The sequence below is a fragment of the Bradyrhizobium sp. 956_D2_N1_4 genome, from assembly GCF_052076025.1.
Classification (GTDB): domain Bacteria; phylum Pseudomonadota; class Alphaproteobacteria; order Rhizobiales; family Xanthobacteraceae; genus Bradyrhizobium; species Bradyrhizobium barranii.
In genome coordinates this window covers 358,344-378,496 of record NZ_CP197237.1, presented here as the reverse complement: position 1 = coordinate 378,496, position 20,153 = coordinate 358,344, and the positions used below count along the sequence as shown (strand labels likewise).

Below are 20,153 nucleotides of genomic sequence, written 5' to 3'. Positions count from 1 at the left end.
CCTGCCAATGCTGGGAGGTTTGGCTTGGCGAAAAGACGCATCGGCATTCTCACGGGCGGCGGCGACGTCGCCGGCCTCAACGCAGTCATCAAGAGCGTGACTTATCGCGGCAGTGAGAACGACATCGAGGTCGTCGGTCTCCGCCGTGGTTGGGAGGCCCTCACGCACTTGAACCTCGAGGACCCGACCAGCAGGTCTCACTATGTCATCCCGCTCAACCGTGAAAACACTCGCACTATCGACCGGCGCGGCGGCACCGTGCTGCACTCGAGCCGCATCAATCCGTCCAGAATACAAAAGCTGCCCGATCATCTCGTCGGCAGGGACGTTCCAGTCTCCCTGAGTACCAAGGACGGCATCGTAACCAAGACCTGGGACCTCACCGGCCAGGTGCTGGCGAACCTTTCGGGGCTCGGAATCGAACACCTGATCGCCATCGGCGGCGACGACACGCTCAGTTATGCGGCCAAGCTCAACGAACTCGGCGTCAAGATCATCGCCATCCCGAAGACGATGGACAACGACGTCCGCAACACCGAGTACTGCATCGGCTTCTCGACCGCGATCACCCGCGCCAGCGATGCCATCCAGCGACAGCGCACCACTGTCGGCTCGCATGAGCGAATTGGCATTTTCCGCGTCTTTGGCCGCGATGCTGGATTCACAGCGCTCTACGCCGCGTATGCGACCTCGATACGATGCGTCATACCGGAGTACAAGGTCAACCTCGACAAACTGATCCAGCTGCTCCTCGAGGAGAAGCGAGCGAACCCAAGCAACTACGCGCTGATCGTGCTCAGCGAGGGTGCCGAGTGGGAGGGCTTCAACCTGCAGGAATACGGCGAGCCTGACGCCTACGGTCACCGCAAGAAGGCCAACGTGGCGGAATCGCTTGCCGACGAGATCAGGCGGCGCGCCGGCGAGGAGACGATCACCTCCGACCTCACCTACGACCTGCGATCGGGCGATCCGGACTTCATCGACAAGCTTGTGGCCCTGACTTTCGGCAACATGGCCTACGATGCCATCCTGGAAGGCAAGACCGGCCTCATGTCGGCGCTGGTAGAGGGCTGCTACGACCTCGTGCCCATCCCTGACGCCAAGCTCGGCCCGCGCAAATTGGACGTCGCCAGCAGCTACAACACGGAGCGCTATCGCCCCATCTACGGCAACAAGCAGGGGTTGCCGATCTTTCTCAACCGCGCGTCATAGATAGATGGTGACCCAAGCGCCGGCATGACTGGTTGCTGCGGGTGCGTCGCAACCGGCCTTGTCGCCGCAGCGCCACCGAGATCGGGGAGACGGCTCATGAGGACCTTGCTGCTGCTCGTGCTTTCTATGGTGACCGTCGTGCGCGAAGTGACCGCACAGGACGCGCAATGCGTCCTCGAACGCGCCGCCATGGTCGAAACCATCCGGTCTTACGCCCGGTCCCACGTCAGTGTTTTGGGACAGCAGGGGCTGTCGGGGAGAGTCCTTGAGGCCATGGGGCAAACACAACGCCATCTGTTCATCCCTGAGCGATCTTGCTCCATCGCATACGCAGACATGCCGCTTCCGATCGGCGCCGGCCAGACCATATCGCAGCCATTCATCGTGGCCTTGATGACTCAGCTGGCTTACGTCGCGCCCGATGATGTTGTGCTCGAAGTCGGTACGGGTTCGGGCTATCAGGCTGCCATCCTTGCGCACCTGGCGCGAAAGGTCTGCACCATCGAGATCATCCCGCAGTTGGCCGCAGCCGCAGCCAAAACGCTCAAAGACCTCGCGTATGACAATGTGAGCGTTCGGCTTGGCGACGGCTATGCTGGCTGGCCCGATTGCGGTCCTTTTGAAGCAATCATCGTCACCGCAGCGCTCGGGCACGTACCGGCGCCGCTGATTGAGCAGCTCAAATTGGGTGGCCGGCTGGTGATGCCGGTGGGACCTGCCTACACCACTCAGCAACTCACGGTGGTGGAAAAAACCGGCCCGGGCAAGACAACAACGCGCGCCGCCAGCCTCGTGCGGTTTGTACCCTTTACGCGCTCACCAGATTAAAAGCCAATCGACGTTTAATTCTTGAGCAGCACTTGCGCAGTCGCCTCGCTGGCTGGAGCCTTGCGGAAAGCGCCAGCTGTTCGAACCTGTCGGCTTCGGGTCAAAAGCTGCACTGACCGCCGCGAAGTCCAACTTCCGCTCTGCCCCTGTTAACGGACATCGTCAGACGGTCAGTCAGGTCCACCACCAGTTGTAACTCAAAAAGACCCGCGCGCGAAGGGGAACCGAATGCGCTAGGTCGCATTTCTAGACGTACAGGCACACTTGCTACGTCAAGCTGACCCTTTCACGACAACTTCCGAAAGGATGGCGACCATGCCACGGGTGAAGCAAGCTGCGAAGCACGCACGCGCAACCAAAGCCGCCGCCGTGACGGCACTCGGTACGGCCGGACTGGGTCTCTCGCTGGCGGGGAGCGCATCCGCGCACACGATACCCACTGCTCATATCCCGCATTCTGACAACATCTCGCCCAATCAGCGCTTCGTTCTTGGCGAAGAGGAAATGGCCGACGTCAGTCTCGCCACGTTCTATCTCTTCGATAAGGAAAATGCTGGAAGCGACGTGCAGCTAGCCGCTGTTGTTGTTCGCCGAGGTTGCGGTGGTTGCCGTGGCTGCCGTGGTTGCCGAGCTGTGCGTGGTTGCGGTGGCTGCGGGGGTTGCGGCGGCTGCTGCGCACGCTGGGGACGGTGCCGCTGGTGCTAAGTTCCGCGACCTAGCGGATGAACGATAAAACTTAACGAACAATCGTGCGGCATCTCCGCCGCAGGTCGGCGATGATATCCCCCCTGTAGCCTGCTTCTCAGTACATCCGTGAAACCGAAGCGTCGACCGATGTTATAGGGTCTTCAGATTTTCAGCGCTCGTCTTTCCGCGCCTCGGATCGGTCTTCTCCTCGAAGGAGACCTTCTGCCCTTCGGCTAGTCCATGAAGGCCCGCACGCTCGACGGCGCTAATGTGAACAAATACATCCGGCCCACCATTGTCCGGCTGAATAAAGCCAAAGCCCTTCTGGCCGTTGAACCACTTCACGACACCCGTTGCCATTATCCGTCTCCAACAATACCCACGAAAGAGTTCGCTACCCACAATCCGTGTGAGCAAATTCGATCCAGCGATGTCTTGGAAAGGCCCCCTCGGGGCGCGGCCATCAAGTCATTCAATAGGTCGAACCCCTTCACCATACCACCGGTGGCATGGGTTGCCACGGGAATGAGATGAGAGGGCGCCGCGGCTGGCCTCGGGTTCCGCGGCCTTCTCGAAGGGACTGTTCACGGCCCGCAAAACCTTGATTGCAATCAGCGGGCCGGCGGGCTTCTCTGTGCGGCGCACGCGCCCCAAATGCTGTAAGGAACACAATGCCCTACATCTTCTCGATCAACGACGACGTTCATCATCAAGCCCAGCGACCGCAGGGCCGCGCCGACAATGGCGGACGGACCGTCTACACAATTGTTGCATGCCTCCCGATTGAGGCGGACGGACGCATTCGATACCGCATCAAAAGCAAAACCGAGAATTTCGAGCGTGTTGTAACTGAAGATGAACTCAGTCAGTGGCCACAGCAGTAGGCGCGACAGTGGGCCTGTCGGTTGGTTCACAGGGGAGATCCGGCTCGACCTGCTTGCGGTCCACCTCGCTTCTCAGTGGCATTCGTACCGCGAGTGCAAACACCGCCTGTATCGCATCAAGCTCAAGGCCTCTCTTCGTTGCGTGTTCAGCCCGAACTATGCAGCCCCTGTGTTCTCCAATGAGCGCCAAAGGAGCCGCGACGCTAGTGGCCCGTGGCGTGCCGGTTCATTTCCTCCAGAAGCTCGCGCATTGCGTCGAACTGCGTGCCAAAGCCTTTCCAGTCGCCGGACTTCAATCGTTCAACGGCATGATTGTAACGGTCGAGCGCCTCCCGTGCCTGACTTGCCGACGGGCGTGCGACAGGAATTTCCTCCTTCGTGTTCGAGACCGGCCGCACCGCGCCAGGCTCGATAAACAGTGCTGACAAGGCCTCGTCGAGCGTCTCCTTCATCACCACATGTTCACCATAGGCTGCGATCACGCGTTTCAACTCCGGCAGGTGTCCGTGCTCCGCTCGCAAATAGAGCGGCGTTACATAGAGGATCGAGTTCTCGATTGGGATCACAAGCAGGTTCGCACCGCGTATCACCCGCGAGCCCATCTGATTCCACAGCGTGATCTGCTGCGATATATCGGTGCTCTGATTGATCCGCGCTTCGATCTGGAACGGCCCGTAGACGAGCTTCTCCTTGGGAAACTCGTAGACAATCAGCTTGCCGTAGTCGGGTGCGTCGCAACGCGCGGCGAGCCACGCGATCATATTGTCGCGGCGGCTTGGCACCATGGGAAGCATGAGGAAAAACTCGGCCTGCGGCTCGCCGGGCAGTCGCATGATGATGTAATATGGGGCCATCGTCGCAATGCCGCCGCCGCCCGGCTGGCGCGGGAACTGCCAGAGATCCTCGCGGTTATAGAAAACGTCAGCGGCCTCCATGTGATAGCTCTGATAGAGCTGCGCCTGAATCAGGAACAGGTCCTCCGGATAGCGAATGTGCCTCTGCATATCCGCCGGCATGGCCGAGAATGGCTTGAACATGCTCGGAAAGATACGCCTATAGGTCGCTGCAATCGGATCGCCGGTGTCCATCAGGTAAAAGTCGACGGTCCCGTTATAGGCATCGACGATGACCTTCACTGAATTGCGAATGTAGTTGATATCCTCGTCTTGCGCCGGCTGCGCGGAGGGGAAGTAGGAACTCACCGTGTAGGCGTCCTGCATCCAGAACATCCGCCCATTGCTGATGACCAGATAAGGATCGTGATCGAGCCTGAGGAACGGGGCGATCGTTCGTACTCTTTCCCCGATATTGCGCCGGATCATGATACGGCTGTCGGTCGTGATGTAGCTTGAGAGCAGTAGGTTCGGGTCGTTGAAGTAGTAAGCGAACAGGCCTCTCCACACCATCGCTCCTATCGGAACGCCGCCCGTACCGTCATAAGCCGCGTAGACATTGTCCTTTCCCTTCGGATAGTCGAACTCCGGCGTGCTCCCCTTGACGATGACGTAGTTGTCGCTCCGTTCGCCGTAGTAGAGGCGCGGCTCGTGGATTTTGGGGCCTCCATCCGCAACCGGAGGGATATCCCGCAAATAGAGCAGCGGTAGCCCCTCGGTGCTTTTGCGCGTGACCGGGCTCATCACCGCGCCATTGCCGTGAGTAAACAGCACGTGGCGGTTGACCCATGTCTGGGCATTGGGCGGCAGCAGGGAGGGCTGCAATTCGCGAGCCGAGAGCATCACGCTTTGGTAGGAGCCATCGAGCCAGTAGCGATCAACATCAAGATCATGGAATTTGTAGTAAGTGCGGATCTCTTGCAGCTGCGCGTAGGTGTCCGACAAGGGCAGCCAGTCCCACAGCCTGATATTGTCGATTGTCGCCTTGTTGGCGTCGAGCGTCTTGAAGCTAAGCTTCTGTTCCGCCGCAAACGGCTTGGCTGCGATCTGATCGAGATTGTAAGCCTGCCGGGTGAGCGCAATGTTGCGTTCGATATAGGGCCTTTCCAGCTCCAATTCGCTTGGTTTGACGAAGAACTCCCGGAACAGCACGGGAATCACGCTGGACAGCACGAAAGACCCGATCACGACAAGCAGGAACGCGGCGGCAAGAAGCCGGTAGGTGCGCACCCGCAAATTTGCCCACGTGGCGAACGCCGCGATGACCGAAAGTCCGATCATCAACCACAAGGCCGGGAGCCTCACGTGGACATCGGTGTAGCTTGCGCCGACGACCACACCGTTGTCGCCGTAGAGCAGCAGATAGCGATCAAGACCATAGGACCAGGCCTTCACCGCAAAGAAAAGACCGAGCAGCACTGAGCCGTGGGCAATCGCCATCGACGACATTGATCGACGATGAAGGTCGTATTCGATATCGCCGTGCACCCAGTAGATCGCCGCGGCGAAAAGCGCGCTGAGAACGAGCGCGAGCATGATCCAGTTTTTGATGAGGATATAGGCGGGCAGCGAGAAGAGATAGAAGCCGATGTCCTTGTTGTAGAGCGGATCGTCTGCGCCATATGGCACCTGATAGACAAACCGCAGGAAGACACCCCAGTTGCCGACTTCTGCGGCGGCGACGAGCAGAGCGATCAAAGCTGCCCCACCTACGATCAACCGGGACCACGGCAGTCGATCGCGTAAAAGCGCAAGCAAATCTGGCGGCGCGTTGACCGCGAAGTTCCACACCGAAGCGGTGACAAGCTGTGTCGACCGCCGTCGGGCAAAGCGCAGTGCGAACCATCCGTTCAGCCAAAGGATGATGGCGGTTCCGGTCCAGACCGCAAGAAAGATGACGGTTTTCGCACCGATTGTCGTCCAAAAAACCTGCGGATAATTGATCGAGGAAAACCACAGCCAGTCGACGAGGAGGTCGCTCGCGAGCCAGAGAAGGATCAGGCAAACCCCAATGACAGCGGCCGCAATAGTGAGCCCGACCACGGCACTCTGCCTTGGTACCTTCCGTTCGGGTCCGGTGATCCCGATCGTCATGGCTTGATCATAGCGGAAATGAGGGACGCCCGCCGCTCGATTTCGCGGTCGGAATAGCGCCTCAAGGCGGGGGCACGGGTGCTCGAACCTGGGTCGCCAGGATCGCGAAACAGCGCAAAGTGGCGAGGTCGGCCGCGAATTCCCATTCGGCCTCGGTCGGAAGTTCCTTGCCTGCCCACTTGGCAAAAGCCTCGGCGTCGTTGAACGCCACATGCACGACCGGGTGCTCGTCCAGCTCGCGGATCGAGCTGCCCGGTCCGTAAGGCCGCCGCCAGCAGAAAATTTGTCATAATTCAAAGGCGCGCGATGTACCGATCATCGGCGCGACCTAAATGATCTGCGGACAGTTTTCTTCCTGACGGCTCAGCGATTGCGCCAACGAGTCGCGATGATTGCCTATGTTGTTTCGTCAAACTACTGCTCGACAGCTGACTATGGTCGCTCCGTTCTTGTGGTAGATTCGGCGGCGCTATCGTGCCAACCGACCAACCAACGATCGGATTTTGACACGTGCTGATTCAGTTGTCCGCAGGTTGCTCGCTCATATAAACTACCCCCCGATCTCCTGCGGAGCCTTGCCATGAAAGCCTTCTTGCTCGCCTGCGCAGCCGCAATTGTGATCGCGGCGGCCGGTTTTGTCGTCCTTGACCAGATCCAGGAACCCGTCCAACAAGCGTTTGCGACGACGGGCGTGCGGCTCTGACCAAGCGCCTGGCACATTTATGGGCCGCGCGATCCCTACTCCGCCGCGGTGGCCGCCGGCCGGGGCCGTGCATTCGCTTCGGCGCGCGCATTCTGCTCTTCAAGCCAGAGCCCATGGTGCTCCTTGGCCCAGTTGACATCGACAGTGCCGCTGCCCATTGCCTCGAACGCGCCTTCCATACCGATCGTCCCGATATAGATGTGCGCCAGCATCGCCGCGATGAAGAGCATCGCCACGATGGAGTGAACGATCTGCGCGAACTGCATCCCTTCGATACCTGACAGATAGAACGGGAACATCAGCACATATCCGGTGGCCGCCACCAGGCCTCCGCCGATGACCACGATCCAATAGATCGCCTTCTGGCCGGCGTTGAAACGATAGGCCGGTGGATGATCGTGACCTACTATACCGCCACGGCGCTTGATCCAATCGACATCCGCCTTGTTCGGGACGTTGCCAGCGATCCACATCAGGAAGATCAGCACGACTCCGATGGTGAACGGAAAGCTGAGGTAGTTGTGCGCATACTTCGCCCACTGCGACCATTCGGAAAACGCCTCGTGGCCAATCAGCGGCAGGAGCAACGGACGGCCGAAGGTGATGTTCAATCCGGAAATCGCCAGAACGACAAAGCAGGTCGCAGTCATCCAATGCACGAAACGCTCGAATAAGGAAAAGCGCACGATTGTGCGGCCGGATCGTCCGCTTTCCAGACGGACCATGCCGCGCGTCAAATAGAAGATCACGAGAACCGCCAGCATGCCGAGGATGGCAACCCCGCCAATCCAGCGCAGCGCCACGTTGCGGAATTCACGCCACTCGCGGCCAGCCGGCTGCATGAGCACGCTGGAGCGCTGGTCGGGAATGCTGACGCGCCCCTGGATCCGGTCCATTTCCTGGAGCAGCTGCCGCTCGTTAACCGAGCTCGCTGTCGGATTGACCTGCTGGGCCAGTGACGGTGCCGGCGCCGCAATGATCAACAGAAGCAATGCCCACGCGCCGATGGTGACTGGAATGAACCTTCCGGATGACGACATGAACTCCTCCTCGGCATCTGCGCCGCGTGGCCGCGGCCTGCTTCAGGACTCGATCGTCTCGCGATAGGCGGTTTTCCAGCCCCATGCGCCCGAGCCGTAGCCGCGCTTCAGTACGCGCTCTCTGTAGATCTGGGCGATGATCTCGCCATCGCCGGCGAGCAGCGATTTTGTCGAGCACATCTCGGCGCAAAGCGGCAGCTTGCCTTCGGCAAGCCGGTTCGCGCCGTATTTCTCGTATTCCTCCTTGCTGCCGTCGGCTTCGGGACCGCCGGCGCAATAGGTGCATTTGTCCATCTTGCCGCGGGAGCCGAAATTGCCGACCTTCGGATATTGCGGCGCGCCGAACGGACAGGCGTAGAAGCAATAGCCGCAGCCGATGCAGAGGTCCTTGGAGTGCAGCACCACGCCGTCGGCGGTGGTGTAGAAGCAGTTCACCGGACACACCGCAGCGCAGGGCGCATCGGTGCAGTGCATGCAGGCCATCGAGACCGAGCGTTCGCCCGGCTTGCCGTCATTGATGGTGACGACACGACGCCGGTTGATGCCCCAGGGGACCTCGTGCTCGTTCTTGCAAGCCGTCACGCAGGCGTTGCACTCGATGCAACGGTCGGCGTCGCAGAGAAATTTCATACGTGCCATCGTCGTTGCTCCTTATGCCGCCGCGATCTGGCAGAGAGTGACTTTCGTCTCCTGCATGTTCGTCGCGGGATCATACCCGTAGGTGGTGATCGTGTTCGCGCTTTCGCCGAGCACGATCGGATCGGTGCCCTTGGGGTAGTTGCTGCGAAGATCCTTGCCTGCGAGCCAACCGCCGAAGTGGAAAGGCATCCAGGCAACGCCCTTGCCGACACGCTCGGTGACGAGCGCCTTCATCCTGGCCCTCGAATTGTTCTCTGCGCCCGTGACCCAGACCCAGCCACCGTCCGTGACGCCGCGCTCGGCGGCATCGGCTGGATTGATCTCGATGAACATGTCCTGCTGCAATTCGGCGAGCCAGGGGTTGGTGCGCGTCTCCTCGCCGCCGCCCTCATATTCGACCAGACGGCCGGACGACAGGATGAGCGGAAATTGCTTCGCGATCCCCTTCTCGACCGCCGCCTTTTGCACCGAGAAGCCGATATTGGGCACCCGGAACTGCTCGGCGTCGGGCAACGTCGGATATTTCGCGACCAGGTCGACGCGCGGCGTGTAGATCGGCTCCCGGTGTACCGGAATGGGGTCGGGCAAGCCGAACGCATTCATCCGCGCCTTGCCGTTGCCATAGGGCACGCAACCATGCATGAGCGCGACACGCTGGATTCCGCCCGACAGGTCGAGCGACCACGACACCACGTCTGGCTTGGCCGGGTTGATCTTGTTGATAACAGCCATTTCGGCTTCCGTGAGCTCCGTGTCCCAGCCGAGCTTCTTCAGGCTCGCCAGCGTGAATTCCGGATAGCCGTCCTCGATCGCCGAACCCTTCGAGTACGAGCCGTCCGCGAGCAGGCTGACCTTGCGCGTGGTGCCGTCGGGCAGCTTCTCTTCGCGCTCGACGCCAAAGCGCGGACGGAACGTGCCGCCACCGTCCATCACGTGCAGATTGGTGTTGTAGAGCAGCGGCGTGCCCGGATGCTTGACTTCAGGTGATCCCCAGCACGGCCAAGGCAGACCGTAATAGTCGCCGCCGACCTCGGGATCGTCCTTGGGCGCCCGCATCGTCAGCATGTCGAACTTCGCCTGGTTCTTCATATGCGCCTTGAGGCGCTCGGGCGATTGCCCGCAATATCCCGTCGACCAGCTGCCGCGGTTCATCTCACGCAGCACATCCTCCGCCTCGGGCAGATTGTTCTCGACCTTGATGTTCTTGAACATCTTGTCGGCGAAGCCGAACTTCTTCGCCAGGAGATAGATGATCTCGAGGTCGTCCTTCGATTCGAAGATCGGCTTCACGACCTGCTCGCCCCATTGCAACGAGCGGTTCGAGGCAACGCGCGAACCCTTGCACTCGAATTGCGTGGCAACCGGGAGAATGTAGACTCCATCCTTGCGTCCCGCCTCGACCGAGAGCGAGGCCCAGGTCGTCGGATGCGGGTCGGCGATGACGAGCAGCTCGAGCGCCTTCAGGCCATTAAGGGATTCAGGAATGCGGGTGATGCTGTTGCTGGCGTGCCCCTGCACGAACACGGCCCGCACATTGTCCCTCTGCGCGATCCGATCTTTCGGCAGCGTCACCGCTTCGAACCAGCGGGTCAGCGGGATGCCGGGCGTTTCCATGATCTGCTTGGAGTCGAAGCGCGACTTCAGGAACTCATGGTCGACTTCCCAAACCCGCGACCAGTGCTTCCACGCGCCTTCGGCGAGCCCGTAGTAGAACGGCAGCGTGACGATATCGAGCCCGACATCGGTCGCGCCTTGCACGTTGTCATGGCCACGGAAGATGTTGGCGCCCATGCCCGCTCCGCCGACATTGCCGGTCATCAGCAGTGCGATGCAACTGGCCCGCACGTTGGCGGTGCCAACGGTCTTCTGGGTCTGGCCCATGGCCCAGATCAGCGTTGCCGGCTTCTCGGTAGCAAACATCTTGGCGACGCGCTTGAGCTGCTCGCCGGGAATGCCGGTGACACGCTCGACTTCTGCCGGATTCCACTTCTCCACTTCTTTCCGGAGATCATCGAATCCATAGACCCGCTGTCGGATGAACTCCTTGTCTTCCCACCCGTTCTGGAGGATGTGCCACATCATGCCGTACAGCACCGGGATGTCGGTGCCCGGCCGCATCCGAACATATTCGGTCGCGTGTGCCGCGGTTCGCGTCAGGCGCGGGTCGATGACGACAAAGTTGGCCTTTTGAAGCTCCTTGCCCTCAAGCAGATGCTGCAACGATACAGGGTGCGCCTCGGCTGGATTGCCGCCCATGATGACCTGGGTCTTGGCATTGCGGATATCGTTGAAGCTGTTGGTCATCGCGCCGTAGCCCCAGGTGTTGGCCACACCGGTAACGGTCGTTGAATGGCAGATGCGCGCCTGATGATCCGTGTTGTTGGTTCCCCAGAACGCGCCGAGCTTGCGGAACAGATAGGCGCCTTCGTTCGTCATTTTGGCCGAGCCGAGCCAATAGATGGAATCGGGCCCAGATTTCTCGCGGACTTCCAGGAGCTTGTCGCCGATCTCGTTGATCGCCGTATCCCAGGAGACACGCGTCCACTGCCCGCCCACAAGCTTCATCGGATAGCGCAGCCGCCGCTCGCTGTGCACGAGCTCGCGCACAGAAGCGCCCTTGGCACAATGTGATCCGCGATTGATCGGGGACTCCCAGCTCGGCTCCTGGCCGATCCACACCCCATTCAGCACCTCCGCCGTCACGGTGCATCCAACCGAACAATGCGTGCAGACGCTCTTGCGAACGGTTGCTCCCGATGTGAGGGGACCTGCCACTGCTGCTTTCGCCTTGCGGACGCCGCCGACCGGCAGCGTGCTCACTGCAGCGAGAGCGCCGCCACCAAGGCCAGACCGGAGCAGGAAGGTGCGGCGGTCGAGACCATTGGTTTGCCCGGACAAACCTCCCGCGATTGATCCGCGTGAAGCGGATTCGGAACGCTGTTGTGTTCTCCTGATCAGCACGGCCGCCTCCTCTCAACCCGGATAGCGATTGACACGGTAGTACGCCTTCACATGATCGGTCTCCTTGTAGCGCGCCTTGCGTTTCTCATCGTCGGTCTCGCTGTCCGCCTGAGCAGGCGTGATCAAGGGCGTTGCCAGCGTCGCGCCCGCACCGACCGTGCCGATGCCGACCTTGCGAAGGAAATCGCGGCGTCCGACTGTCGTTCTCTGCTCGTCCCTCATCGCATCTCTCCTGGACCAGCGGCGCTGGTCAGTTGACGAACGTGAAAGCCTCGGATTCGATTTCCAGAAAATTTCGTCCAAGTGTTCCGACCGACCGGTAGAATTTGGCGTTTTCCGCCTTCTCCATGTCGGCAAACAAACGTCCCATCCAGCGGGACACATGCTTCTCGAAGAATGTGCGCTGTGCTTCCGTTGGCACTGGGAAGCGTGCCACCGCAAGGCCCGCCATGATCTCGCACAGCGTCGCCGCGTGATCCTCGGGCTCAAAATTGCTCTCGACCCGCTCAATGCCGAGCGCGGCGAGATCGTCGCGCAGGCGCGACAGCGGACGTTCGTGGAGAAACCCCGTCAAGTAATAGGATGCGTAAGGCAGCAACTCGCCGCGACCCAGACCGACGAAGAGGTCAAAATATTCGCGCTCGACCTCGGATACGGCCGCTACCGATGCAGCTTCTGCAATGGTTGCATGGGCGCGTCCAAGCGGCGTCGCATCGCCATGCAGTTGCGCGATCTGCTCGAGCAATGCGGCCGACGGCGCGGACGAGAGCAAGGTTGCAAGCAGCGCGTATTCCTGCGCGCGCGCGGCATCGGTCGGATCAACCGCGTCGTCCGGCGCGGCCGGCTCGCTATAGAGATCGGGACGAAGCACTTCGCGCGACACACCCGTTGCGCCTTCGACCGCAATCACACGTTGCGCGGGCACCCTGTTCCAGTTCGACACCGAGGGCTGGGCAATACCGATTTTTCGGGCAAGCTCGGCAACGCCGCCCGCCGCATCGATGGCTCGTTCAAGGCCCGCATCGCGCATGCCGACCTCCCATCCAGGGGGCCAAGCGCTTGATTGCGTTTGCGTAACAAAGACTAGCCGCGTGTCCGGGAGCGGTCAATTGATAGCCATAGCCTGAGGCTATCGCATTTAGTCGCAGTCTACCGGGGCAACGCCCCGCCATGTGTGCGGTGCCGAAGGGGAGTCTCTTCACTCGCAGCTACGGGTTGCGATGCAGTAGAATTCGACGGCAATTCCGCGGCTGCGAACTCGCCGAGCGGTCGAGGTTCCGTGATCGCCTTCACCGGATTTGATGATTGCTCGAAACCGGCCTCCGCGGGAGCCGATCGCGCGGCGTCTTCGGCAGCCTCGCGCGGATTGGGGCGGCCCTCGGCGGCCTCTACCACGCCCCCGACGACGCGGCGGACGAGAGCGTCAATTTGCTCGGCCGAATAGTCCAGCGGACCGAAGCCAGCCATGGCGTTCGGGTCGTTGAAGTCCCAGGCGTTTTCCGCCAACCCCACGAAATCGCGGATGGTGGGATCGGCGCTCCAGGCGCGACGGAGCGCCGCCCGGCTCAACTCCTGCGGAATGCCTTTGCGCAGGAAAGCCGTGATGTCGGTGGCAGCATCGATCGATTCAATCGGGGGCAATTTCGACAGCTCCGTCTCCGGGGGAGCCGGCTCTGCCGCGGCCCGGTTGGACAGCGCCGGCCCATGCGCCTCAGCGGCTTCTTCAGGGGCTGGTTCAGCGTGACCGGCCTTCGCCTCTTGCTTGCGGCGCGCCCAGCGCGCCAGGAATTGCTCGTCGCTCATTCGTGCTCACCGTCGTGGTGACGCCGCGCAAGCGCCTCAGGATCGGCGCGGCGTCGCTCGCGCTTGACGAATTCCCTCTCGACGTGGTGCTCGGCGATGAAATTTTCAATCGCCTTATGCAGTATCTCAGGCATTGGCACCGCTTCGACCAGATTGGCACCTGCTTCCGTGAATGCCTCGCCTTCCGCTGGATCTGCGGTGACGGCCGAAACGGCATAGGGCCAGGCGCCCTCGGAGGGAGTCAATACGATCCAGATGCGGGGAGCGCCCGTGGCAAGATTGTCGCGGTAGCGCTCGGTTTCCGAGCGATAGAGATCGACCATGGCGTTCCCGGCATAAAAGAGCGTCAATCCCTCCTGCGCCCGTAGGACAGTCCACGGCATCATCTCCGACTCATCCGGCAAGACGCCGATGCCGCGCCAGACAAAATCAATCCATGGGGAATCCGCCTTGCGGCGCTCGACGACAACGCCGACCGGAATGCGCAACAATGGCAGCGCGCCGGGGCTCACGTTGCAGCCTCCAGGTGCTTGATCGGCAACCCCGTCAACAGATTCTGCGGCTTCATCTGCACCAGCTGATCGGAGGTCGTTGCAAGGATCAGGTAGACCGGCTCGCCCCCGACCGCATCAACGACCAGGCTGGAATCTGGAAAAGTGAGCCGGAACAGCGCTAGCACACGACTTGCGGTGCGGTCGTCCAGCGCCTCTCCATGCCAAAGCTGGTCGCCCATCCGGGTGGCTTCAGCATCGAGCCCAACATACCAGGTGAGCTTCGCATCGCGCAGGGCGGTGAGCGGCTCAATTCCGACGGCAAATCCAAGCAAATGAGTAATCCAGCGCCCCATGGCCTCTGCCAGCGCAGCGGGGCCCCGCGTTCCGCCGGTGAAATCGAGCGCAAGATCGAACTGATCGCTGCGCTGCCAGTAGCTGTCGGCATTCCCCTCGCTGAGGACGTCGATCTCCGCGCCGGTTGTTGCCCCCAACATGGACATCAGCGACAACACGGGCGTTTGGCTTGGCCCGCCAATGATTTCCTCGTCGCCCAACAGCAGCAAGTGTTCGTGCGGCACGATACGCTGCGGCCGGAAGAACAGTTCGGCCGCGCGCAGCACGAACGGGTCCTCGCAGCCGTCAAGCGCATTTCGCAGGATCACGTGAACAAGGTGGTTCACAAACAGCGGCGGCAGGTTGACGTGACGTGAGCGAACCAATGCAAGATAGGCCGCTTCCAACGTGGGTTCGCGCAGCAGAAGCTTCCGAAATGCCAGTACGAATTGCCAGTTCTCCCGCGCATCCGCATCGGCGATCGCAGCTACCTCCTCCGCAGCGACTGCCCGGCCCGGGTCAGCGAGCAGCTCCTGGTGCAACCTGCGTTCGACCGCGCAAGCGTCGTTCGGCGGCATCAGTTCGGGACGCACGAAGTAGGCCTTCAGGAACTCATCCGTGACCACGAGCCCGCCGCTCGCATTGTGATCGAGCAGGTGGTGGCCGCAGGCGATCCAGAAATCCCTCATCGGCGCGACGGCTCCTCGCTCATATTCGCAAGATTGAGATCCTTGTCGGGCTCGGTGTCATCCTCCACTTCCATGAACGAGAACGCCTTGCCGTGACGCTGGCCCTCGCGCAGTTGCAATCTGCGGAATGACTCGCGGACCTCGCCATTGCTCGCCGAGCGGTGGACCGCGATCAGCGCGCTGATGGGATGTGTGCAGAGTGATTGCGCAAAGGCGACTTCCTCTTCAGCGGCAAGGCGCGCGGTTGCAAGGTCCGGCGCCCCGAACCGTTCGACCAGTTGTTTCGCAAGGAGCTCCACCAACGTCCGGCGATCGCCTTCAGTCGCGGGGACGATTTGCACCAGTGTCGACCAGCCCCAGGATTGCACGCCGAGGAAACCGCTTCGAAACGCCGAACGGTCCTTGCCGCTCAGCTTCGCTGCATCCCGATTACAAAAGCGGAAGGCGCCCGACACCGCCCAATCGCCGGGCTGCGCCGGCACGTCGAACACGAACGTGTCGGATGGATCGAGCGCGATGGTGCGCAAGAGCTTCACAGACGCGGTCCTCCGAGTATTGAATCGAACCATGACGGCGATAGCAAGCCCTTCTTCAGGTCGTGCCGATCGGTCCTGTTTGTCCCAATCCGGCGGGCAATAAGATCACCGTTGTCAGCGATCACATATGTGGTTTGCCGCGCACGCGGCAACCGACTTAGAAACTCGCGTGCGATGCCGTCGAATCCATCGGCTTGCCAGGCGTCGAGAGCGCGCATCAGATGCCGCACAAAGCTCTCCGTCACCTGAATCGCGCCGGCCTCACCAAAACCCTCCTGATCCAGGGCGGAAGCGAGCGGATAAACGCCGGCTTCCCTGTCGCTCATCGCAACCGTTCGGATCATGGCACCGAACACCAGCCAGCGCGGCGGCTCGTCCTCCTTTGCGGACGAAGGCCAGCCGAGCCGCCCGCCACCAACGAGGCCGCCGTCAACACGGATCGCGTCCGGCCAGTCGATCGCGATCTCCTTGTTCGGCGGCGCATACGCGCGCAAGGCGTCGGTCAGCGCCACCATCCCCGCATAGAAAGCGCGGCGCGCGGTACGCAACGGCTCGCCAGGTTCAAGGACGACTGCGAACTCGGCAAGATCGAACCGCCCCACGTAGGTCAGCGTACCTGCCCCACTCTCTTCGGCGATATGCATGGCATGGGCGAAAGAGTCACGACTTTCGCGCAGCCTCACCAGCGTGAATGGCGGAGGCAGATTGATTGGCTCCGTGACCGATGAGTGCCCAGGGGCTGTCGGTGTCAGGCGGACCTCCAGCTTTCTTTTCTTCTCTTGTGAGAATAACTTAATCGACCAGGAGGGGCGACGCGAGTCCGCTCGCCGTCGTTCCCGGACCTCTTCAGGAGGTGAAGGGCTGCGCATGCCTGATCCGCCGAACACGATCCTGATCTGCTCGTGCGAAGACACGATGCGCCTCGATACGGCCGCCGTGAAGCGAGGATGCCGCAAAAGCGAAATCGCCGAGTTCCGCCAGCTCTGCAGGGCCGAGCTCGATCATTTTCGCAACGCGGCGAAGGCGGAAGGACCGCTCATCGTCGGCTGCACCCAGGAGGCCCCACTGTTTGGCGACGAGGCGAAGGGGCGTTCGGGGAAACTGGATTTCATCAACCTTCGCGAGACGGCCGGCTGGTCGGTGGAGGGAACCAAGGCAGGCCCAAAAATGGCAGCACTGCTCGCCGCTGTGTCCGAGGCTGCGCCTGCTTTTCCGTTGGTCACCCTATCGAGCGAAGGGGTGATCCTGATCTATGGCCGCGACGAACTTGCGGTCGAAGCTGGTCGATTGCTTGCCGATCATCTCGACGTGACGATCATGATCACAAAGCCGTCACAGATTATGCCGCCGGCGACGACATCCTTTCCGATCGTCCAAGGAACGATCCGTAACGCCAAGGGCCATTTGGGGGCCTTCGAGTTGACGGTCGACGACTATGCGGCCCCCCGCCCCTCCTCGCGCGATACGCTCGTCTTCGAGGCTCCGTGCGACGGCCTGACTTCGCGCTGCGACATCGTCCTTGATCTCTCCGGCGGGAAACCGCTTTTTCCCGCGCATGACTTGCGCGACGGCTATCTCCGCGCGGATCCGCGGGACCCGGCCGCGATGCTGCGTGCGGTGCTCAGGGCACGCGACCTCGTCGGCAACTTCGACAAGCCGAAATACGTCAATTTCACCGCAGAGATCTGCGTCCATTCGCGCTCGAGGCTGACGGGTTGCCATCGCTGTCTCGATCTCTGCCCGACCGGAGCGATCACGCCACATGGCGATCACGTCAAGATCAACGCCGAGGTCTGCGCCGGATGCGGCCAGTGCGCCACGGCCTGTCCGACGGGTGCAGCAACCTATGCCCTTCCGCCGCCCGATGCGCTGCTGCACAAATTGCGCGCAATGCTTTTGACCTACCGCGAAGCCGGCGGCTCCGGTGCGGTCGTGCTGCTGCACGACACCCAACATGGCAGCACGCTGATCGATGCGCTCGCCCGCCACGGCGACGGGCTTCCCGCCAATGTGCTGCCGTTCGCCGTCAACGAGGTGACACAGGTTGGATTGGAAGCGGTCGTGGCATCCTTCGCCTATGGCGCAGCGGGGATACGCTTTCTCCTCCGCGCAAGACCTTTGCACGACATCTCCGGGCTTTCTCAAACCATAACGATGGCTGATGCCATTGTTTCCGGATTAGGTTTTTCGGGGCGCCGGGTTGCGACTATCGAAACGGACGACCCGGACGTGCTGGGCGAAGTGCTGCGGTCGATTGAACCCGCGCCGGCCGTGGAGCGTCCCGCAACCTTCAAGACGGTAGGCAAGCGGCGCGACCTGCTTCGCTTCGCTCTTCACGAACTGCACCGCGTTGCGCCTGTGCCGACCGACGTCATTGCGCTGTCCCAGGGCGCGCCGCTTGGTACGGTTACCGTCAATACGGACGGATGCACTTTGTGCCTGGCCTGCGTGTCGGCCTGTCCCACCGGGGCTCTCCGCGACGATCCCGAACGTCCCGTGCTTAAATTCGTCGAAGATGCCTGCGTGCAGTGCGGATTATGCCAGAGCACCTGCCCGGAAAAGGTGATCACTCTGAAGCCGCAGATCGATTTCCGGGCCGCAAGGGCTCCGGCACGGATCATCAAGGAGGAGGAGCCGGCGCTTTGCATCCGCTGCAATAAGCCCTTTGGGGTAAAGAGCACGATCGAGAAGATCGCTGCGAAACTCGAGGGCCGACACTGGATGTATCCCGCGGGCGACAAGCGGCTGGACGTGGTCAGAATGTGCGCGGACTGCCGCGTCACCGCCATGAGTGAACAACAGTTCGACCCGTTCGCCGGCGTGCCCGAACGCGCTTCGCCTCGCACGACCGATGATTATCTCCGTGAGCGTGAGACCAAGCGTTAGCTACTTGGCGGTGGCGCGCGCCAGGAAATCCGTAAGCGCCTTGCGATCCTTCGCGGATCCAATCCGCTGCTCCGGCATTTTTGTGCCAGGCGTATAGGCGTTCGGACCGAGTTCGAACAATTTTGACACGGTCTCGGGCGTCCACACGATGTCCATCGCTTTGAGCGCGTCGGAGAAGCGATAACCAGGCAGCGACGCGATCCTGCGGCCGTATAAGCCCGCAAGCGTGGGGCCGGCGCGCTGCGCGTCCTGCTCGGACAGGGTATGACAGGCAACGCACGCCCTGAACACCTCGGCCCCGTGATCTCCCGTATAGGCTGCAAGCGGATCGTGCGGCGTAGCTTGCAACGATGAGCCGATGGGGGCGCCGGTCAGCGCATTCCAGCGCCGGATCCTGCCGTCGACGCCGCCCGTCAGCAATGTTGCGTTGTCCGGCAGGAAAGCGACCGACCACACGGGCGAACCTGTATCGACCAGGCTTCGCGCGATGCCTCGCGCCTTTCGGTCGATGACCGTCACGACACCGCCAATTCCTGCAGCAGCGACCGACGTGCCGTCTGGAGAGATCGACAACGCGACAATCGGCGTCTGGCCAGCTTGCACCTCGCCGCTTTCCCGGCCCTCCGACATCAGAAAGCGTAGCTTGCCATCAGCACCACCCGTTACGATCTCGCCGTCAGGCGCGACTGCCACGGCATTAAGGGGTGAGCCCAGCGTGATGACATTAGGGGTGCCACCCGCCAATGGCCAGATCCTCAGTTCACGATCGTAACCCACGCTCACCAGCGATCGTCCATCCGGCGTGAATGCGACGCCGTTGACGTTCTGCGCATGCCCTTCCAGCACCTGCTGCGCGCCATCGCCGAGCGACCAGATACGAACTGTATGGTCCCAGGAGGCAGAAGCCACTCTTGCGCCATCCGGCGAGACTGCAAGTGAAGCGATCGGCGCGCCATGGCCCTCGAAAACCTGATCCGGCTGCTGCCGGCCAGGCGTCCAGATCGCTACCTTCGCATCCGCTCCGGCAGTCACCATCCGCCCATCCTTCAGGAAGGCCACCGCGTTCACCGCATCGGAGTGAAAGCGAAGGACCTGCTCGGCGGATTCGGTCTTGAGCGACCATCGGATGGCGGCGGTGTCGAAGCTGCCCGACAGAACATTTTTGCCATCACTGGAAATCGCAATCGCCCGCACGGGCCCACCGTGACCTGTCAATTGCGCTGGCGCCGGCGCTGAATGCATCGCCAACAGAGCGGCAACGATGCAGAGACTGGTGCTGAGACGTGGGACCCAATTCATCTGCGGCTTACAGGTCGTTCGGGCATGTCGTCGGTGTTGACACGGCGTACGTGCACTCGCTCGGTCTCGTCAATGATTGAAGCCGTTATCCGGTTTCCATGCTGCACCGCAGGACGGGCATGGCTCCGCTACTCAATGCCGCAACGGCTGTTGTCGGCTTGAACCGGGCATA

At 61.5% G+C, this 20,153-nt stretch carries 18 protein-coding genes and 1 pseudogene; 5 read left to right on the top strand and 14 right to left on the bottom strand.

The genetic code is table 11. From position 1 onward, the window contains the following. Positions 1 to 24 precede the first annotated feature (24 nt). Positions 25 to 1,212, top strand: a complete 1,188-nt coding sequence (locus AB7535_RS01860; protein WP_085403306.1) for a 6-phosphofructokinase — start codon at positions 25 to 27, stop codon at positions 1,210 to 1,212. Between the two features lie 96 nt (positions 1,213 to 1,308). Continuing rightward, complete coding sequence (locus tag AB7535_RS01855; RefSeq protein WP_084795290.1) at positions 1,309 to 2,040, top strand: protein-L-isoaspartate(D-aspartate) O-methyltransferase; 732 nt, start codon at positions 1,309 to 1,311, stop codon at positions 2,038 to 2,040. A gap of 837 nt (positions 2,041 to 2,877) precedes the next feature. Here the strand turns inward: AB7535_RS01855 and AB7535_RS01850 are convergent. Further along, the gene (locus AB7535_RS01850; protein WP_038945713.1) at positions 2,878 to 3,087 is read right to left on the bottom strand and encodes a cold-shock protein; all 210 of its coding nucleotides are present in this window, start codon (positions 3,085 to 3,087) and stop codon (positions 2,878 to 2,880) included. Positions 3,088 to 3,398: 311 nt separating this feature from the next. On the opposite strand from AB7535_RS01850, the gene AB7535_RS01845 reads away from it, so the two are divergent. Then, positions 3,399 to 3,611 carry a hypothetical protein gene (locus AB7535_RS01845; protein WP_085403304.1) on the top strand — a complete coding sequence of 71 codons (213 nt, stop codon included), beginning with the start codon at positions 3,399 to 3,401 and terminating at the stop codon, positions 3,609 to 3,611. A gap of 203 nt (positions 3,612 to 3,814) precedes the next feature. On the opposite strand, the gene AB7535_RS01840 is transcribed toward AB7535_RS01845, so the two are convergent. Beyond that, entirely contained in the window at positions 3,815 to 6,598 is a 2,784-nt protein-coding gene (locus AB7535_RS01840) for a UPF0182 family membrane protein (RefSeq protein WP_085403303.1), read from the bottom strand. Positions 6,599 to 6,728: 130 nt separating this feature from the next. Then, positions 6,729 to 6,872: pseudogene (locus tag AB7535_RS01835) on the bottom strand (SUMF1/EgtB/PvdO family nonheme iron enzyme); the annotation flags it as partial. A 306-nt stretch (positions 6,873 to 7,178) separates the two neighbouring features. Here AB7535_RS01835 and AB7535_RS01830 point away from each other — a divergent pair. Next, the gene (locus AB7535_RS01830; protein WP_256376430.1) at positions 7,179 to 7,301 is read left to right on the top strand and encodes a hypothetical protein; all 123 of its coding nucleotides are present in this window, start codon (positions 7,179 to 7,181) and stop codon (positions 7,299 to 7,301) included. Between the two features lie 35 nt (positions 7,302 to 7,336). Here AB7535_RS01830 and AB7535_RS01825 read toward each other — a convergent pair whose 3' ends face one another. The 10 genes from AB7535_RS01825 to AB7535_RS01780 form a co-directional block, all read right to left on the bottom strand. Continuing rightward, positions 7,337 to 8,341, bottom strand: a complete 1,005-nt coding sequence (locus tag AB7535_RS01825) for a formate dehydrogenase subunit gamma (RefSeq protein WP_063985304.1) — start codon at positions 8,339 to 8,341, stop codon at positions 7,337 to 7,339. A gap of 42 nt (positions 8,342 to 8,383) precedes the next feature. Further along, positions 8,384 to 8,980 carry a formate dehydrogenase FDH3 subunit beta gene (fdh3B, locus tag AB7535_RS01820; RefSeq protein ID WP_063985305.1) on the bottom strand — a complete coding sequence of 199 codons (597 nt, stop codon included), beginning with the start codon at positions 8,978 to 8,980 and terminating at the stop codon, positions 8,384 to 8,386. A 12-nt stretch (positions 8,981 to 8,992) separates the two neighbouring features. Continuing rightward, complete coding sequence (locus tag AB7535_RS01815) at positions 8,993 to 11,941, bottom strand: formate dehydrogenase subunit alpha (RefSeq protein ID WP_063985306.1); 2,949 nt, start codon at positions 11,939 to 11,941, stop codon at positions 8,993 to 8,995. Between the two features lie 12 nt (positions 11,942 to 11,953). Then, on the bottom strand, positions 11,954 to 12,163 hold the full coding sequence (locus AB7535_RS01810) for a twin-arginine translocation signal domain-containing protein (protein WP_063985307.1): 210 nt from the start codon (positions 12,161 to 12,163) through the stop codon (positions 11,954 to 11,956). A 28-nt stretch (positions 12,164 to 12,191) separates the two neighbouring features. Further along, positions 12,192 to 12,971: a molecular chaperone TorD family protein gene (locus AB7535_RS01805; RefSeq protein WP_085403302.1), complete on the bottom strand. Its 780-nt coding sequence runs from the start codon at positions 12,969 to 12,971 to the stop codon at positions 12,192 to 12,194. Between the two features lie 119 nt (positions 12,972 to 13,090). Then, on the bottom strand, positions 13,091 to 13,744 hold the full coding sequence (locus AB7535_RS01800; protein ID WP_085403301.1) for a DUF3306 domain-containing protein: 654 nt from the start codon (positions 13,742 to 13,744) through the stop codon (positions 13,091 to 13,093). Continuing rightward, positions 13,741 to 14,256, bottom strand: coding sequence for a DUF3305 domain-containing protein (locus AB7535_RS01795; RefSeq protein WP_071916335.1), 516 nt, complete (start codon positions 14,254 to 14,256; stop codon positions 13,741 to 13,743). The genes AB7535_RS01800 and AB7535_RS01795 overlap by 4 nt, the downstream gene beginning before the upstream one ends. Then, positions 14,253 to 15,260, bottom strand: coding sequence for a DUF6352 family protein (locus tag AB7535_RS01790; RefSeq protein ID WP_085403300.1), 1,008 nt, complete (start codon positions 15,258 to 15,260; stop codon positions 14,253 to 14,255). The genes AB7535_RS01795 and AB7535_RS01790 overlap by 4 nt, the downstream gene beginning before the upstream one ends. After that, positions 15,257 to 15,796, bottom strand: coding sequence for a DUF6505 family protein (locus AB7535_RS01785; protein WP_063985312.1), 540 nt, complete (start codon positions 15,794 to 15,796; stop codon positions 15,257 to 15,259). The genes AB7535_RS01790 and AB7535_RS01785 overlap by 4 nt, the downstream gene beginning before the upstream one ends. Further along, positions 15,793 to 16,500, bottom strand: coding sequence for a biotin/lipoate--protein ligase family protein (locus AB7535_RS01780; protein ID WP_085403337.1), 708 nt, complete (start codon positions 16,498 to 16,500; stop codon positions 15,793 to 15,795). The genes AB7535_RS01785 and AB7535_RS01780 overlap by 4 nt, the downstream gene beginning before the upstream one ends. Before the next feature lie 211 nt (positions 16,501 to 16,711). On the opposite strand from AB7535_RS01780, the gene AB7535_RS01775 reads away from it, so the two are divergent. After that, positions 16,712 to 18,682 (top strand): 4Fe-4S binding protein, encoded by a 1,971-nt coding sequence (locus AB7535_RS01775; protein WP_085403336.1) that lies wholly within the window; start codon positions 16,712 to 16,714, stop codon positions 18,680 to 18,682. Here AB7535_RS01775 and AB7535_RS01770 read toward each other — a convergent pair whose 3' ends face one another. Beyond that, positions 18,683 to 19,981, bottom strand: coding sequence for a c-type cytochrome (locus AB7535_RS01770; protein ID WP_085403299.1), 1,299 nt, complete (start codon positions 19,979 to 19,981; stop codon positions 18,683 to 18,685). It lies immediately after the preceding gene. Positions 19,982 to 20,153: the final 172 nt, after the last annotated feature.